The organism is Brachyspira intermedia PWS/A, assembly GCF_000223215.1.
In the GTDB taxonomy this organism is placed as follows: domain Bacteria; phylum Spirochaetota; class Brachyspiria; order Brachyspirales; family Brachyspiraceae; genus Brachyspira; species Brachyspira intermedia.
This window is the reverse complement of record NC_017243.1, coordinates 2,573,671-2,591,503: the sequence shown is the minus strand read 5'-3', so window position 1 is coordinate 2,591,503 and position 17,833 is coordinate 2,573,671. Positions and strand designations below refer to the sequence as shown.

13 protein-coding genes are annotated in these 17,833 nt (G+C 26.1%); 3 read left to right on the top strand and 10 right to left on the bottom strand.

The window, feature by feature from the left end; translation table 11 throughout:
* Positions 1-16 precede the first annotated feature (16 nt).
* Both BINT_RS11155 and BINT_RS11150 read right to left on the bottom strand, forming a co-directional pair.
* The gene (locus BINT_RS11155) at positions 17-2,245 is read right to left on the bottom strand and encodes a glycoside hydrolase family 2 protein (protein ID WP_014488682.1); all 2,229 of its coding nucleotides are present in this window, start codon (positions 2,243-2,245) and stop codon (positions 17-19) included.
* A gap of 540 nt (positions 2,246-2,785) precedes the next feature.
* The gene (locus tag BINT_RS11150; RefSeq protein WP_014488681.1) at positions 2,786-3,217 is read right to left on the bottom strand and encodes a hypothetical protein; all 432 of its coding nucleotides are present in this window, start codon (positions 3,215-3,217) and stop codon (positions 2,786-2,788) included.
* Between the two features lie 279 nt (positions 3,218-3,496).
* Here BINT_RS11150 and BINT_RS11145 point away from each other — a divergent pair, with 279 nt between their 5' ends.
* Positions 3,497-4,498, top strand: coding sequence for an ankyrin repeat domain-containing protein (locus tag BINT_RS11145; RefSeq protein WP_014488680.1), 1,002 nt, complete (start codon positions 3,497-3,499; stop codon positions 4,496-4,498).
* A gap of 402 nt (positions 4,499-4,900) precedes the next feature.
* On the opposite strand, the gene BINT_RS11140 is transcribed toward BINT_RS11145, so the two are convergent.
* The 5 genes from BINT_RS11140 to recF form a co-directional block, all read right to left on the bottom strand.
* The gene (locus BINT_RS11140) at positions 4,901-7,522 is read right to left on the bottom strand and encodes a BspA family leucine-rich repeat surface protein (protein ID WP_014488679.1); all 2,622 of its coding nucleotides are present in this window, start codon (positions 7,520-7,522) and stop codon (positions 4,901-4,903) included.
* A gap of 215 nt (positions 7,523-7,737) precedes the next feature.
* Positions 7,738-8,169, bottom strand: a complete 432-nt coding sequence (locus BINT_RS11135) for a hypothetical protein (protein WP_158306605.1) — start codon at positions 8,167-8,169, stop codon at positions 7,738-7,740.
* Between the two features lie 137 nt (positions 8,170-8,306).
* Entirely contained in the window at positions 8,307-8,657 is a 351-nt protein-coding gene (locus tag BINT_RS11130; protein ID WP_041177431.1) for a hypothetical protein, read from the bottom strand.
* 110 nt (positions 8,658-8,767) lie between these two features.
* A complete protein-coding gene (locus BINT_RS11125) occupies positions 8,768-10,519 on the bottom strand; it encodes a BspA family leucine-rich repeat surface protein (RefSeq protein ID WP_014488676.1) in 1,752 nt (583 codons plus the stop codon).
* A 20-nt stretch (positions 10,520-10,539) separates the two neighbouring features.
* The gene (recF, locus tag BINT_RS11120) at positions 10,540-11,607 is read right to left on the bottom strand and encodes a DNA replication/repair protein RecF (RefSeq protein ID WP_014488675.1); all 1,068 of its coding nucleotides are present in this window, start codon (positions 11,605-11,607) and stop codon (positions 10,540-10,542) included.
* Positions 11,608-11,819: 212 nt separating this feature from the next.
* Here recF and BINT_RS11115 point away from each other — a divergent pair, with 212 nt between their 5' ends.
* Positions 11,820-13,088, top strand: a complete 1,269-nt coding sequence (locus tag BINT_RS11115) for a phospholipase D family protein (RefSeq protein WP_014488674.1) — start codon at positions 11,820-11,822, stop codon at positions 13,086-13,088.
* 89 nt (positions 13,089-13,177) lie between these two features.
* Here the strand turns inward: BINT_RS11115 and metK are convergent, their stop codons facing one another.
* Positions 13,178-14,362, bottom strand: a complete 1,185-nt coding sequence (gene metK, locus BINT_RS11110) for a methionine adenosyltransferase (RefSeq protein ID WP_014488673.1) — start codon at positions 14,360-14,362, stop codon at positions 13,178-13,180.
* 152 nt (positions 14,363-14,514) lie between these two features.
* A complete protein-coding gene (locus BINT_RS11105) occupies positions 14,515-15,501 on the bottom strand; it encodes a VWA domain-containing protein (RefSeq protein WP_041177430.1) in 987 nt (328 codons plus the stop codon).
* A 223-nt stretch (positions 15,502-15,724) separates the two neighbouring features.
* On the opposite strand from BINT_RS11105, the gene BINT_RS11100 reads away from it, so the two are divergent.
* Positions 15,725-16,735 (top strand): hypothetical protein, encoded by a 1,011-nt coding sequence (locus tag BINT_RS11100; protein ID WP_014488671.1) that lies wholly within the window; start codon positions 15,725-15,727, stop codon positions 16,733-16,735.
* Between the two features lie 89 nt (positions 16,736-16,824).
* Here BINT_RS11100 and BINT_RS11095 read toward each other — a convergent pair whose 3' ends face one another.
* A complete protein-coding gene (locus BINT_RS11095; RefSeq protein WP_014488670.1) occupies positions 16,825-17,829 on the bottom strand; it encodes an AAA family ATPase in 1,005 nt (334 codons plus the stop codon).
* Positions 17,830-17,833 lie beyond the last annotated feature (4 nt).

Genomic DNA, 17,833 nt, shown 5'->3' with positions numbered 1-17,833 from the left:
ATAGTGTTTGTCAATTTTATATTGTTTTTATTTCTATTGTTTCTTCTTTTACTCTTTTATTTTTAACTGTAACTTTTATGCTTCCTTTTGTTTTATTAGATTTAACCCAGAAAGAATAATAACCGCCTTCAAGTACAGGATTATCATTTCCTATTAATTCTCCTGATCCTTTTACTTCTATAGTAATAGCTTCATTTATATATGGAAGTCTGTTTCCTATAGCATCTACTGCTTTTACTGTTATTCTTGTTGAGTCCCAAGTGGAGCCGCTGCTTACAGCATTGATTTCATAATCATCTGCTTTTACTTCCAAACCTTTGAAAGTAGGGTTATTCAAATATTTTTTTTCTATAGCAGGTTTACCATCTATATAACCTATTAATTTCATATCACCCCAACCCATATCACTTACACCAGGAACATTTACATCAATTTTTATTATGACTGGTGCATGTTTTAGTCCCTGATATTTTCCTGTAGCCGGATATTCTTTTACCATTAATTCATCTCTATAATAAATTTCTACATAATCACAATTAGTGGCAACCATTAGAGGTGATATTCCTCCTATAGCTCTTTCGCCTCTAGCGTATATGGTTATAGGCTCTAATATTATTTCATTTTTTGTATTCATTTGAGATGAGTATACTGAAGCTGCTAATTTAGGATTTCTAAACATATCATAAACACCATGATAACATATTCTATCTCCTGAACCGAAATTATAATGTGTATGATAATCGAAAGCACACCAGCCTGTAGAACCTGAAATATGATTATCTATAGCAACAGCATTTATTATTTCAAAATGTCTTTTAGTATGTTCTATTAATCTTTCTTCACAGTCCTGCATCTTTGTAGGGAACATATGTCCGTTATATTCTGTTATCATATAAGGAACATTTTTATCCAATTTAGTTACGAATTTTTGTGCTCTTAGAGGATCAGCAATACCATCATAATTAAAATCATTCATTGTATATACATCTTCTAAAAGTTCGCTTCCTACTAAATATCTTACTCCGCCTGTTTGTCTTGTTTTATCAAGTTCATGAGCTGTTTTATTAGTTTCTTTATAGAAGCTATGATTATCCTGACTTTCATTTATTCTTACTCCCCATATTATAATAGAAGTATGATAAAAATCTCTCTCTATCATATCTTTAACATTTTCCACAGCAACTTTCTGCCATTGTTTATCTCCTATATGCTGCCAGCCCGGAATTTCTTCAAATACCATTAATCCTATTTCATCGCATCTATCTAAAAAATGTCTTGAAGCAGGGTAGTGTGAAGAACGTACTATATTAAGTCCTAAATCAAATTTTAATATATCAGCGTCTTTCTTTTGTATTCTTTCAGGCATAGCATAACCAACATAAGGGAAACTTTGATGTCTGTTTAATCCTCTTAATTTTACTCTTCTGTCATTTAAGAAAAATCCGTTTTCAGTGAATTTTGCATCTCTGAATCCCATTTTTATAGAAAAACTATCTTCATTGCTAGGAATGGATACTTCTAATCTATAAAGTCTTGGATTGTCTATATCCCATAATTCTATTCTGTCAGAATCTATATGCTCATCTATTTTTATATCAGTAAATAATTCACCTTTTTTTAAAGTTACTTCTTTTTTTATTTCACATATATGATATTCTCTGTTATACAAGTTAATAGCTATTGTTTCTTTAATGCTTTCTTTTTTGCTGTTTCTTATTCTTATTTTTCCTGTTATATTTTGATTGGCAAGACCAGTAAGCATAACATTTTCTATTGATATATTATCAACAATAATAATTTGTACTTCTCTGTATATTCCGCCATAGCATAAATAATCTATTTCATTACCAAAAGGAGGAATATCTTCTCTTTCTGTACTATCAAGTTTTACAGCTATAATATTTTCACCGTATTTTAATTCATCTGTTATATCGTATACAAAAGGTAAATATCCGCCTTTATGCTCTCCGAAACTTTTTCCATTGATAAATACTTCAGCAGCAGCCATAGCACCTTCAAAATTAATTAATATTCTTTTATCTTTTAATTTTGATTTTTCATATTTAAAAATGTTCTGATATCCTGAAACAAGCCAAGTATCTGATTCATTGAAATAATGAAGAGGTATTTCAGCAACTGTATGAGGCAATGTGATATTTTCCCCATTTAATTTTTCAATTTTTATATTATCATTCCATTCTTTTGTAAATTTCCAATTGGTGTTAAAATTGATTATTTCTCTCATTTTGGTATATACTCCAATGTTTTTTGATATGCAATTTTATATTTAAAAAATAAAAATCAATAAAAGTTTTTACAAAATTTATTATTTATTGTTTTATATTACTTGATCTAATATTACTATATGAAGTTGTTAAACATCAAAATAGAATCGTATGAAATATAAGTGATATGCAATTTAATTATATAGTTATAGTATGGTTAAAATAGTAAATTTTTTTTGAGGATTATGTATTTTTGAAGTTTGTCAACTTTTTTGTTGTTCTTTTTTCCGCGACTTCGTCAAAGAACCTTATACCTTGATAGACTCAGATACGCTTCGTGAAAGACTGCATTTTTACTCTAAATCTAGGTTATATAATATATTTAATACATATATTTTTAATGTAAAGTTCTAGCAATTGCGTTTTCGCGAAGCGTGCCTGTGGCAGCTACTTTTTTGTGCGGCAAAAAAGTTGATAATACATCTGAAAAAATATCAAAATTGACAAAATATAGTTGTTTTGGTATATACTATTATATATTTTTTAGCTTATAAAAAGTTTTATGCGTATGTATCTACATTATTGCCTTTGCTTGAAGGGCTAGCTATTGCTGCTTTTGTAACACCGCCTGAAACATAAACCCTTTTACATTCAGGGCATATATTAGTAGTTAATGTTACATTTTGGAAAATTACTTCTCCGCCGCTTTTTTCTGCTGATCTCTGATTATTGGCAACATGTTCCTGTTCATGTGATGCTACCATAGAAGGAGCACTTGAAGGATCTATTTTAGTAGGAGTTTTAAAAGATACACCTATATCATTAGAACCGTCTTGATATGTTCTTGATGCACAAGTTTTACATACTCCCACTTCGCTTATAGGAGTTTTTTGGCTTGCTTCCTGAACAATATTATTGATATTATTGTTATTATTTCTTATATTATTAGTGTTTCTTATATAAGGAGCATTATTACGAATACTTATTTCCATAAATTACACCTCTTAAATATTTAATTCTACCCCTATATTTGAATTATAAACCTATAAAAATAAATATCAATACATATTATATTCATAATTGCTGTTATGTTTACTAATTATAGAATTTTTATTATAATTTTAGTAAATTTTTTATTTTATAAGTATAGTTTCATTATTTCCGATAATAGAAGCGGTATTTTATAACTTGGATTTTATAATGAAAAAATAATTGCATTATTATTTATAATATTTAATACTTCTTTAGTATTTGCTCAAAATGATGAGTTAATGGAATCTATAAAAAATAATGATATAGATAAAGTAAAAATATTATTGAGAGATGGCATTAACTTAGATTTATACAATATCAATTATGGTATGAGTCCTTTAATGTATGCGGCTCAGCTTGGCAATGAAGAAATAGTTCAGGAATTATTAGATTTCGGTGCTAAAGATTTTGATTTTGCTTTTTATGTGGCATGTGCTGAAGGGTATTGGAATATAGCAGAAGATATAATGAAGTCCGGTGCTAGTAATTATAATATTGCATTGTCTTATGCTGCCATAGGCGGACAATTAGATATAGTAGAAAAACTTATTGATTTAGGTGCTAAGGATCTTAATCCTGCATTGGTATCTGCATGCGAGGGTAATCATTTAGAGGTTGTAAAATATTTAATAGGTAAGGGTGCCAATGTTAATACTAGGGCATATATAGAAGTATATAGAAATTATAAAGGTGCTGAAAGAAAATCACCATTAACAGCTTCTACTAATATTGATATAATAAAAGAATTAGTAAATGCAGGAGCAACTAATTTAAATGAAGCTATAATATATAATGCTGAAACTATATCAACAAATTTTGACAGTACTTATTCTACTGCAATATTAAACGAATATATCAATTTAGGTGCTGATATAAATTCTATGAGTACAAATGACGGAAAGACACTTCTTATGTATTTGATAGAAAAAAGGCAATTAGATTTTGAATTGATAAAAAAAGTTATAGAGCTTGGTGCTGATGTTAATGCTCGCGACAGAAATGGAAATACTGTTTTAATAAGAGCGGTAATGTATGAATATGAAGCGCCTATTCAGGATAGTAATTTAAATAAAAAAGTATACAGAACTATTGGTACTCCTATAAATGTAATAGAAGAACTTTTGAAAGCAGGGGCAAGTCCTACTGACAGGAACAGTTATGGAAATACCGCATACAGATTGGCGGCAAGAAAGAAAAGAGATGATATAATAAAACTTTTTGATGAATATTTAAAAAGATAATTATTTGTATATACTAAAAATTTTTAACTTTGTCAATTTTTTGTTGTTCTTTTTCCCACCGTATACGCTCTGCGGACTTCGTCAAAGAACCAAAAAGTGCAAGTATAAAATTAGTACTAAATAATACTAATTTCGTCTTACATGTAAGATAAAATATTAAATTTAAGCTAAAATATAGCCCTTCGCGAAGCGTATCCGAGTTTATAGAGGATATAAGCTACTTTGTGGCAATACCATACCTACACTTACAGTGGACTTCGTCAGGTACTCCTTTCAGTCGCAGTACTTCCTTCGGTCGCGTATAGTTGGCGTTTGATAAGATAAAACAGTGCCGTGCGGGAAGGTGCCGCAGCTCGCGCTTGACAAAATATAGTTGTTTAGCTATATTATAATTTTATATAATCAAAATAAATCTGTTAATCTGAAATCCCATATAATAAGAATTAATAAAGTATAAATAAATCTTTCTGACACTTTTTCATTATTCTCATTATAGAATTTAATATTTATTTTTACTTTATCTTTATAATCAATATTATCTTCAGAATCTATGATTATATCAAAATTGTCTCCATTATTTATTTTTAGATTATATTCTTTAACTGTGCCATAGTCCATATAACTAGGAATCATTGAATACCTATCACCGAAAGCCTTAAAAGTACCATAAGCTATTTCAATGTTTTGTAATTTGTTTATTTCATTTTCCAAATTATTTTTATCTAATTTTATTATGCTTAATTGATTTATTGGCTGAAATAATTCATAATCTTCTAATTGTTTTTTCCATTTTGTAATAGTTTCTTCATTCATTTCTATAGGGCTTGCTAAACCTATAAAGCTGTCATCATTAATTTTAATTTCTTCATCATCACAATTTGAATAGCTTCCGTCATTGTTGTACCTAAATGTAGTTATAAAATTGTTCTCTTTATCATATAAATTCCAAATAAGCGAAGAAGAAAATTTATTCATTAAAGGATTATCAATAAATATTTCTTTGAAAAGTTTATAATTATATTTCTTTTCATACATTAATGATTTATACAATTTTAAAGAAAGTTTCTTTATAATATCAGGAATTTCTTTTTTTATGTATTTAATTTCTTCTTTTATAGCTTCTGTAAAATCTTTGGGTACAGCTTTTAAAAGTTTATTATTTTTTATATCAAATACATTCACAGAATAATCACTATTTAAAATCAATTTATAATCATCATTGATAATTTTTTCGCCTTTTAAATCAAATCCGAAATTTGAAGTAAATTTTAATTCCAAATCTTCAAGCGATAAATGTTTTTCTTTTGATATTTCTTTTAATAAATGTAATGCTGAAATTCGTATTTCATGTTTTTTAGCTTTTGAATAAATATCATACAATAGTTTTATAGCATAATCAGTAATTTCTGTAATTTTTATTGAAGACAAAATCATTAAAAAGAATTTAGAATCTTTTTCTTTCTTGTATATTTCTCTTAAAGCCTCATCATCTCCATATAAAGTATAAATAATTGCTGTGGTTTCCTTGTATGTTTCTTTATAAATATTTTTAGCAAAAGTCAAAAAACTTTCTCTATCAAGTAAATTAATAATAGAATCTATTTCAATCAAATGATAAATATCTCTTTTTAATTCTAAATATTTTAAGTATATATATTTTATCACTTTAGTATCAACTTCTCTAGATTTATCTTTTACTAATACATTACAATTTTCTATATAAGAAACTTTTGCCTCATCTTTTTTATTTAATTTTTTATTAATACTTTCTTCATACTTTTCAATATTACAAAATAATTCATAATCAAGAAATTCTTTTAAATCATTATAATAAAGATTTTCTAATCTTGTTTTAACAGCTTTAATTTTTTTATTATTGCTTGTATGTGCTATTTTATAAATTTCTTTTATATTTTTTTCTAAAACACTTAAAACATTAATATTAGAAAAAGTATATAAATATAGAATCCATTTTAAACTTAAACTACTAACTGCACTATCATCAAAAATATTATCGATTATAACTTTGTCATTAAGCTCCCAAGTATTAAGAGAATCATATTCTTTAAAACCGCTATTATAAAACATAGCAACCATAGTATTGACATTGCTTACATTCCATTTATCCAAAGGCTTGTTAAAACTTTTAGCTTTCCAAAACATAGAATTCATACTTTTTACATTTGAAGTATCCCATTTATCTAAATCCTGATTAAAACTTTTACATCCTTCAAACATGTTGCTAATATTTTCAACCTTTGATATATCCCAATCATTTAAAGGCTGATTGAAATGATGACAATCTTTAAACATAGCCGTTAAATGTCTTACCTTTGATATGTTCCATTTATTCAAAGGCTGATTAAAATTTTCACAGCCATTAAACATTTCAATTACTATTGATAAACTAGATGTATTCCAATTATTTATATTCTGATTAAAATTAGTACAGCCCTTAAATATTCCATTCATATATTCAATATTGGAAGTATCCCACTTATCTAAAGGCTGATTAAATTCCTTACATCCCTCAAACATATAAATTGCATTTTTTACTTTTGACATATTAAAATGATTTACACTCTGATTAAAATTAGTACAGTTTCTAAACATATATTCAGTATTTTCTAAATTAGAAGTTTTCCATTTACTCAAAGGCTGATTAAAATTTTTACAACCATTAAACATGCCCCGCATATTGATAACATTTGATACATTCCACTCAGAAATATTTTGATTAAAATTTATGCAGTTATAAAATAAATCTCCCATATTATTAACATTAGAAACATTCCATTTTCCTATATCTTCATTAAAACTATAACAATTATAAAACATTCCTCTCATACTGGTAACGTTATTAACATTCCAATTTCCTATACCTGAAAAATCTTTTCTTCTTTCAAATGAGAACAGTCCGCTCATGTCTGTTATTAAACTTGTATCAATATCACCTAAGTAAATATTTTCATCTTGTACTAATTTCTGTAATTCTTCTCTTGTTTGTGGTTTGTATTTATGCATAATAATTTCTCCTATTTTATATATACTAAAAATTATTAAGTTTGTCAAAAATAGTATTTTAAATTTAAGTTATTTGTGGGGACTAGCCCCCACACCCCCAGTTCTTTTGTTGACACAAAGAACCAAAAAGACTGCATTTTATCTAAAATTTAGGCTTTATTTTACATTTCAAATAAAATTTGATAATATTTTATACTATTAATAAATAAAAATATTTATATATTATTTATCATATTTAAAACTTCATCTTTATATTTTACCAATTCTTCTTCAAAAAATACCTCTAATACATTACCATTTTCATCACATAATGATATAAGGCACTTTCCTTTAGTAACGACAATTTTTTGTTTATGAAGATATCTAGTGAATTCTATTCCAGATGCTTTAATGATTTTATTATCAAAATATATATAAATTGGTTCATATAAAGTTGCTTTTTGAATATTATCATTTAAATTTTCCCATTTACAATCTGATAATATATTTTTTTCTAATTCATCAAATCTTTTATTTTTATTAACTAATAATATGTCTTTCTTTTCAATAGTCATATTAATTGTTTTTTTATTAAAAGTTTTATAATTATATTCTTTGTCATCATTTGAAAAAATTGGAAACATTTTTATATTTAAAACTATATCCATATTAATAACAATTTCCAACAATTTGTTTTCTATATCTTTATATTCACTTAATCTCATTATATATAGATTAATTTTTGATTTACTTAAAGATTTCTTTGCCCACTCTTTAGCACCATTTGAAAAGCCTTTAGTACTAATTAAACAAGATGATATTCTATTATAATTTTTTCAAAATGTAGAGTTGTACTTTCTAGTTTTTGAACTTCTGGTCTATCTACATTTTTTTTCCAGTCTTTGATATCAATTATTTGTGAATAATGATCTTTTATCTTTTCTAATACATCAATTTGAACATTATTATATTCATAAAAAGTTATTTCTTTATTCCATTCATATTCTTTATTAGGATCTATGTTAGAATTTTTTTTGATTATATAATATAATAACTCTGCAGATACTCCATCTTTTTTAGGTCTAACCCCATACAAATGTTCAAATAAATCATCTATATTATTAATATAATTTGGTGGTAATTTATCAATTATCATATAGTATTCTCCCTCCATTCATGAGTTTTTATGAACTTGTTTAAGTATAACATCAAAATAATTAATTCTATCATATTATAAAACAATACTTATTCAAATAAATATTTTGTTTAATTTTCTTTATACCAAGAAGGAGGATTATTTTCTATAGGAGAATTAATAAAAGCATATTTCATATTAACATCTTCTGACAACTTCCAAGATTCTAAATCCTGATTAAAATTAATACAATAGGCAAAGGCAAATGATATATCTTTAATATTAGACGTATTCCATTTGTCTAAAGGCTGATTGAAACTTGAAGCCCCTTTAAACATTCCGTGTATAGATTCAATATTACTCATATCCCAGTCATTCAAAGGCTGATTAAAACTTTTAGCTTCCTCAAACATAGAATATAATTTTTTTACTTTGCTTATATTCCATTTGGAAATATCCTGATTAAATGAATATGCATTTTCAAACATATATTCCATACTATCAACATTAGAAACATTCCAATTACTTAAATCACTGTCAAAACTTTTACACTCATTAAACATAAAAGCCATATACTTTACATTAGAAACGTCCCAATTATTTAATGGCTGATTAAAAAGTTCACAGCCAGAAAACATATGTTCCATATTAACAACTTTGTATACATTCCAATTATTAATATTATGATTAAAATGCAAAGCTCCTCTAAACATGTTATGCATATCTTCTACATTTGAAGTATCCCAAGTTTCTATGCCGTCAAATTTTTTAAGTTTTGAGTTCTGAAATAATCCTGACATATCAGTTATTAAGCTAGTATCTATTTTATTAAATTTGACTTTTTCTTTTATTAATTTTAATAATTCCACTTTGTCTTTAGGTTTATACTTTTCATTATCTTTTAATTCTAATTTGTTAGATTTTGATTTTTTATATTCTGATATAATACTATCTTTATTTTCAATTAGTTCTTTTAATTCATCATAATAAGTATTTTCAAGTTTCTTTATAAAATCTTTAAGTTTATTATATTTAATAACTTCTTTATACACTTCTTTTATATCGCAGTTTTCAAGCATATTTAAAAGTTTTTTCCTATCATTTACTTTTTTAGAGATAAAATAAATATTTAATATAGATTTTATGTCTTTAAAAGAAGAAGCACCCGAAAAAAACTCCCAAATAGAAGAGCCTTCATTAATGATCCAATTTTCTATAGAATAATTAAAACTTTCAGCACCGTTAAACATATGAGCCATTCTTCTTACATTAGAAACATTCCAATTATTGATATCCTGATTAAAACTTTTAGCTCCCTCAAACATAGCAGTCATATCTTCTACTTTACTTACATTCCAATTATTAAGAGGCTGATTAAAATTATAGGCCTTTGCAAACATACTCTGCATATTTTCAATATTAGAAGTGTCCCAATTATTTAAAGGCTGATTGAAATTTATAGCTTTACAGAACATACAGCTCATAGTAAATACTTTAGAAGTATTCCATTTATCAAGAGGCATATTAAAACTTTCAGCTTCAGAAAACATAAACTCCATATCTTTTACATTAGAAACGTCCCAGTCATTTAAAGGCTGATTAAATTTTTTAGCACTTGAAAACATACCTGACATATTAGTAACTTTAGAAACATTCCAATTATTTATATTTGAATTAAAATTTAAAGCCCCAGCAAACATATCAGACATATCTGTAACATTAGAAGTATCCCAATTTTCTATGCCGTCAAAATTTTCTCTCTTGCTATTTGCAAATAAAGATTTCATGTTGGTAATTAAACTTGTATCAATATCACCTAAATATATATTTTCATCTTTTACTAATTTTTTTAATTCATCTTTTGTCTGAGGTTTATATTTCATTTTTAGCTCCTCTATAATTTTTACATTCTTATATTTGGTATATCGAATACTTTTCCGTTTTCAAAGTTCTTTACTTTTTCTTTTTCTGTAACAGTTATAAATACCTGCCCTAATGTTTTTATGTATTCAAGAATATTATCTCTTCTTGTATTATCAAGTTCAAGCATAGCATCGTCAATTAATAAAATAGGAGATTTTTTTCTGTATTCTGATAATATTTTTTCGCTTGCCAATTTCATTATAAGCGTAAACATTCTCTTTTCGCCTTGAGATGAGAATTTTTTTGACAATGAATCTTTATAAAAGAATTGATATTCTGCTCTATGTATTCCGAAATATGTTGTACGCATTCTGATTTGTTCTTGCAATGTAGTTTCAAGTTTTTTCATATATTCATTTTCATTTAAAATATCTTCTATAGTGGATTGATATTTTATAGCATAAGGGTTTTCATCATTAAAAATATTTTTATAAATTTCATTCATCTTTTCTTCTAAAAGAGTAGAATATTTTTTATTTTCATTAGCTATATAAAGAGAGAGTTTGGCTATGTCGCTATTATAAATATATGCTTCATTGGGTTTTGTACTAAGACAAATATTTCTCATTTTTAGAAGTTTATTGTATTTTATCAATGCAAGCAAATATTCTGATGATATTGTTGATATTAGCATGTTAAAATAATCTCGTCTTAATTTAGGCTCTGCTATAACCAAATCAGTATCATTAGGAAGAAATATAACATAAAGTATTCTTCCTATTAAATCTTTTCTTGAAGATACTTCTTTTTTATCAATGAATACTTTTTTGATTTTTTTTTGATAGGCTATTTCTATATTAGTATCATAATTAAATTCATCTTCTCTGAAAATGCCTCTCAAAAAATAATTATCATTTCCATTTTTCACAAGCTCTCTGTCAAGTCTAGTTCTAAATGACACACCGTTTCCAAGCATATATATTGCTTCTAGTATATTAGTTTTACCGCATCCATTATGTCCATATAGAACATTTATTTTATCAGAAAATTCAAATATATTTTCATTGTAGTTTCTAAAAGAACGTAATGTAAGTTCTTTAAGTATCATTTTATAAGCCTTTAATATTATAGTGAAAAGTATTATATATTAAAATATTAAAAATAGTAGTGCATAATATTATATTAATTTTATCATATTAATAAGTATAATATAATAAGTAAGTAAACTGAGATATTTAATAAAAAATCATTTAAATATTAGAAACATTATTAAAAATATATAGTATAATTTAATTAATTTTCAATATAGGAGAATAATATATGAAATTATTTACAAATTCTAATAATAGAGATGATTTTTTTAAAACAGCATTATTAAACAGTATAAAAGAAAATGATAATATATTTATAGCAACAGCGTTTTTTAGCGATACAGAAATAATAAATAAGGCTGTAGAAAAAAATTGTAATATCAAACTTATTGTAAGATTATCATTAGCAACTTCAATAGAAAGATTAAAAGAAATATATAAGAAAGAAAATGTTTATGTTAGATTTTTTACTTCAGATACTTTTCACCCTAAATTATATATATTTGGTAGTACAAAAGCATTTATAGGCTCATCAAATTTAACTAAGAGCGGAATATCACGTAATCAGGAAATAAATATTTCAATAGAATCAGATAATCAGAATTTTGATGATTTAATATCAATTTTTTATGATTATTGGGAGAGTGCTGAAGTACTAGATGATAATATAATAGAAAAATATTCAAAAATAGAAGAAGAATATTATAATGTTGATATACAAATAAAAAATTTTAAACAAAAATTACAAGAAGAAATAGGTGATTTTAAATTTAATAATATTACAACTATTGATAATACTAAAAAAAGCAAAAAAAGCAAAAAATTTTCATATGTTTCAGATTTTAAAAGAAAATATCAAATATTTTTAGAGCGTTATAAAAAATTAACTGAAATGTACACTTCATCACTTGAAAAATTAAATATGGATAGAAAATATAAGGATATTCCATTAAAAATAGAAATAGATCAGTTTCTAAATTGGATAAAAGAAAATAAAATAAAAAAAGGAGAAAGTTATGATAAAATTAATGATGATAAAATAGAATCAAAATTAAAACTTCTTATTGAAGAATATTATAATAGTTATAATATTGAAAGTAAATATATTGATGATTACAAAAAATGCAGATATACTTTAAAAAAAGACAATATAGATACCGTATCTTATAATGAATTATATAATGCTTTATTATTTATTAATGCTTTTAGAGATAGGAGACGTTTTTTCTCAAGTAATTCTATGAAAAAAGAGTTTTTAAATTTAAATAATAATTTAAAAAATATAATAAAAACAATTACATATTTGTTATATGATAGCGAACAATATGAAATAAAAATGACTAATTGTATATATGATGAAGATTTTAAATTAAAAGAGTTTGGAGAAAACTGTGTTAAAGAGTTATTTGGTGTTATGAGCGATGATGAAAATATTCCTTTATGTAATGATAGGGTATTTGAAGCTATGGAATATTTAGGATTTGGTAATTTAAAATAATTTCTAAGTTACAAATAAATAAGGCTTGCTAATATTTAATATTAACAAGCCATGAATGTTTAAAACTTTTTATATTTTATTGAAATAAATTATTTAGCATTAGCAAACAAATCTTTTATATCTGTCTTTTCCCAAGTGAACTCTGGAAGCTCTCTGCCAAAGTGACCATAAGCAGTAGTTTTTTCGTAAATAGGTCTTCTTAAATCTAATCTTTTGATTATACCTGCAGGAGTTAAATCAAGCTCTTTAGAAACTATATTAGCCAATACTTCATCATGTACTTTTGCTGTACCGAAAGTATTAACATATACAGATAAAGGCTCAGGAACACCTATAGCATAAGCAAACTGAACTAACGCTCTATCAGCTATACCAGAAGCAACAATGTTTTTAGCAACATATCTAGCCATATAACATGCACTTCTATCTACTTTTGTAGGGTCTTTACCAGAGAAAGCACCGCCGCCATGTGCACCATGTCCGCCGTAACTGTCTACAATGATTTTTCTTCCTGTTAATCCGCAGTCACCCATAGGGCCGCCAACTACGAATGAACCTGTTGGGTTAATATAATATTTTGTGTTTTCATCAAGCATATTAGCCGGACATATTTCATTAATAACATATTTTTTAATGTCAGCTTCTATTTGTTTATGCTCAACGCCTGCAGCATGCTGAGTAGAAATAACAACAGCTTCTATTCTTGCAGCTTTACCGTCTTTATATTCAACAGTAACCTGACTTTTTCCGTCTGGTCTTAAATAGTCAACTACTTTGTCTTTTCTAATCTTAGTTAAACGTTCTGCCAATCTATGGGCTAAATGTATAGTTAAAGGCATAAATGTTTCAGTTTCATTTATAGCATAACCGAACATTATACCCTGGTCGCCTGCACCTTCAGAAACATTTGATGATTCAGAATTGAATAATCCTTTTCCGGCACTAACTCCCATATCTATATCTGGAGACTGTTCTGCAATAGACTCCATAACTGCACAAGTATCAGCGTCAAACCCCATATCGCTGCTTGTGTATCCTATTCGCCTTACGGTATCTCTAGCGATTTTTTGATAATCCAATTTAGCTTTTGTAGTGATTTCTCCGGCAATCATGATCATTCCTGTTTTTGCCAAAGTTTCACATGCAACTCTAGAATTAGGATCTTGTTTTAAACATTCGTCTAAGACTGCATCGCTTACAGCATCGCAGATCTTATCAGGATGGCCTTCTGTTACCGACTCAGAAGAGAAATAATAATTCTTTATCTCTGCCATAGTTTTACCTCTTTTAAAATATAATCATGTGATTGTATATCAGTTAACATAAATAGTCAAGGAAATATTTGATAATTATTACGATTTAGTATAAATAACTATAAAACTATTATTGTATATAGTATGATTTTAGTATTATCATACATATTAAACTATGGTATTATTAAAAATCTTGTAGTAGATAGTATAATACTCAGGCATAAGCAAAGAAAAGCTATTATAATAAATGGTTTATAAAGTTCATCATACTGAATCAAGTCATCATCTAATATAGGCTTTTTCTCTAATCTGTCTATTGTATTATAAACATTATCCAAAGCGGAAGCATTTTTCGCATTAAAATATTTACCGCCTGTAGTTGCGGCTATATCTATTAAAGATTCTTCATTAAGTGTAAAATCTGCTCTTATTCTTCTTTTACCATAGCTAGGATCATCATAAGTAACCCAAGCATGACTTCCGTTAGCATCACCTATACCTATAGTATATATTTTTATATTGAAATTAGATGCTATTTCGGAGGCTAGTTTAGGGTCTATTTCACCGGAATTATTTTCTCCGTCTGTAAGGAGTATAATAATTTTTTCATTATCTTCTTTTACACTTCTAAGCATATCAACAGCAGTGGCAATTCCAAGTCCTATTGATGTAGAACCTTCTTCATCTATTTCTATTTTTTTTATTTCTTCTTCCAATGAAGTATAGTCAAATGTTGCAGGTGAAAGTACAGAAGCACGTAAAGCAAATGATACTAAACTTATTTTATCAAAATTTCTTTTCTTTATAAAGTCTATCATAGTTTTTTTAGAAGCTTCAAGCCTTGTAGGTATCATATCTTCAGCCATCATAGAAGGTGAAACGTCTACTACAAGAGATATGTAAATACCTTCTCCGTTAATATCTGATAAATGTGAAACCCTTGCAGGACGGGCTAAACCTATAATAGAAAAGGTAAGTGCCAATATAATAAGCATAAATGGTATATCTTTAACATAATATCTTGATTTTAATACTTTGGACATACTTACTCTTGGGTGCTTTACAGAATAAGAATGATTCTTTCTTGTTTGTATATATGCAAATATTATAATAGGCAAAGTTAGCAACAAGAATAAAAGTTTCGGATATACAAAAGTCATTTATACATTTTCCTAATCATAATTTTTATATTAAAACATAATAAACAATATTAAAGTAATATTTGCTAAATTATTATACTAAAATACAAATAAAAGTAAAGTATGTATATTTTCAATGTCAATTTGTTATTATGAAAAATTTATAAAAAATTATAAAAAATATATTAATTTTAATAATATAAAGTATAATATAGAAACCAAAAATAAAAAATTGGAGTAATTTATGTTTAAAGATTCTCGCATACTAATTATTATTTCTGCTGTATTATTATTTATGATAAGCTGTAGTAATAATCCAACAAATCCTAATAATGGAAATAACAATAATAATAACAATGATATTATTGATAAATCTAAAATTGATGAAATTGTAGCTTCATTAGGAGATTTATATATTAATTCATCAACTGAAAATAAGAAAGTGAAATTTACATTTTCAAAAGAAACTAAAACTACTGCATCAGTAAATAATTATACAGTTACAGTAAATGCAACAACTGAAACTTCTTCAGTACCTTCTGCTAATGACAGGCTATATCATCATGCTATAGCTGAAGCTGTAATAAACAAAATATTATCATTGTCTTCAACAGTGACATCAGAATATGTATTAGATAGCGATAATGTAAGTATTCAAAATGTAAATGATGGTAAAAGATCTGTAAAAGTATATATACCATTCAAAAAAAATAATAATAGCGGAAATATTATTTTAGAATTAAAATTGGGAGCAACTATTGATTCAACTGTAGAATTTGAAAAATTAACTTTATCTATAGAGAATGGGGCAGTTGGACTTCAGAATATAGCATTACAACTTTATATACAATATGCAACATTAGAAGGAGAATTAAAAGAAGAAGATGAAATAATAAGGTTGGGTACACTTAAAACAGATGATCCAACAATTACATATTCAGTACTTAGAATTGAAGGTTTACCTGTAGATGCTATAGGAAGTATGCCTGTAGAAGTTGATTTTTCAAATATATTGAAAGGTACTGAAGCAGAAAAAAAAGAAAATTATACATTATTATGTGATACTGAGTACAGACGTTTTATTTTAACTATTAAAAAACCTGCTGTTGATGTATTTATAGAAAATCTTCCTCATCAATCTGGAAGCCCAACAGGTCAAAGAGGAAATATAAAGATTACAGTTAAAGCCTCAAAAAAATATTGTAATGATAGTAATGAATTAGATATATATATACAGATTACAGGAAAATCATAATTGTTAATATTATATAGCAGTTTGTCTTAATTTGTTATAAGGCAAACTGTTATTTTATTTTTAATAAATCATTAAATTATATATATTAATTATAGAAATAATTTATCTATTATGGAAACAGACTTTTTAAATCTCTCTTGATAATCTCCATTTATAGAATGATATTTTATATTTAAATTATGGAGTATATCTTTTATTTTGTTGCTGTATTTAATTCTGTCATTTTTTATTACTTCGCTTCTGTCACCATCCTGAACAAAATCAACATCAGGTTCTAAAAATAGTATAGCATCATATTTGTTTATATGTATAATAGCCTTTGCTAATCTTTCATTATCTATAATATTTTCATCTTCTAAGAAATGCATATAAAAGTTAGTGATTATAGCATCAGTATCAACAAATAGTATCTTGTTGCTGCTTTCTATTGCTTTTATTTCATTTAATTTATGAGTAAGAAGTATTTCCGTAAAATCTTCTGAAAGCATAAGCAAATCAGTACCGGACTTTTCAGATAATTTTCTGCCTGCTTCTTCTATATAGTTGGTATTATAATAATTTGCAAGATTAATTGTAAGAGTGGATTTTCCTGTGCTTTCGCTCCCTAATAGTAAAACTTTTTTTGTATAATAAGGCTTTACTATATTAGGCAAATAATCCCAATACTTATAAACATTTTCTCTTATTTTTGAAGAGCTTATTTCATTTCTTTCTATAAATATTAATTCTGATTCTTTATAATATCTTGTATAAAAAGAATCTTTATTTTTATAATCATCTCCGCAAAATACTGCATCAATTTTTTCACCTATAGCATTTTTTATTTTTATAGAATCTGCTTCCCATAAATCTTCAGTATATTCTTCTTTTGTATTGGCATCATCTTCTATGAATATAATCTTAACATTTCCAATATGCTTTGTTAATTGATAAAGCCAGCGGTATCTTATTTTTTTATCAATTTCATTTCTATTATTACCTACAGCTAAAACAATATAAAGTTTTTTACATTGATTAGCAGCTTCTATTATGCATTTTATATGCCCAAGATGAAGAGGATTAAAAGAACCTCCATACATTCCTACATTATACATAAAA

Excerpts from the sequence above, each read along its gene's own strand:
- metK (WP_014488673.1), bottom strand. The coding sequence starts at position 14,362 with ATGGCAGAGATAAAGAATTATTATTTCTCTTCTGAGTCGGTAACAGAA.
- recF (WP_014488675.1), bottom strand. The coding sequence starts at position 11,607 with ATGATACTTAAAGAACTTACATTACGTTCTTTTAGAAACTACAATGAA.
- BINT_RS11150 (WP_014488681.1), bottom strand. The coding sequence starts at position 3,217 with ATGGAAATAAGTATTCGTAATAATGCTCCTTATATAAGAAACACTAAT.
- BINT_RS11140 (WP_014488679.1), bottom strand. The coding sequence starts at position 7,522 with ATGCATAAATACAAACCACAAACAAGAGAAGAATTACAGAAATTAGTA.
- BINT_RS11135 (WP_158306605.1), bottom strand. The coding sequence starts at position 8,169 with ATGGATATAGTTTTAAATATAAAAATGTTTCCAATTTTTTCAAATGAT.
- BINT_RS11105 (WP_041177430.1), bottom strand. The coding sequence starts at position 15,501 with ATGACTTTTGTATATCCGAAACTTTTATTCTTGTTGCTAACTTTGCCT.
- BINT_RS11100 (WP_014488671.1), top strand. The coding sequence starts at position 15,725 with ATGTTTAAAGATTCTCGCATACTAATTATTATTTCTGCTGTATTATTA.
- BINT_RS11145 (WP_014488680.1), top strand. The coding sequence starts at position 3,497 with ATGGAATCTATAAAAAATAATGATATAGATAAAGTAAAAATATTATTG.
- BINT_RS11095 (WP_014488670.1), bottom strand. The coding sequence starts at position 17,829 with ATGTATAATGTAGGAATGTATGGAGGTTCTTTTAATCCTCTTCATCTT.
- BINT_RS11130 (WP_041177431.1), bottom strand. The coding sequence starts at position 8,657 with ATGATAATTGATAAATTACCACCAAATTATATTAATAATATAGATGAT.
- BINT_RS11115 (WP_014488674.1), top strand. The coding sequence starts at position 11,820 with ATGAAATTATTTACAAATTCTAATAATAGAGATGATTTTTTTAAAACA.
- BINT_RS11125 (WP_014488676.1), bottom strand. The coding sequence starts at position 10,519 with ATGAAATATAAACCTCAGACAAAAGATGAATTAAAAAAATTAGTAAAA.
- BINT_RS11155 (WP_014488682.1), bottom strand. The coding sequence starts at position 2,245 with ATGAGAGAAATAATCAATTTTAACACCAATTGGAAATTTACAAAAGAA.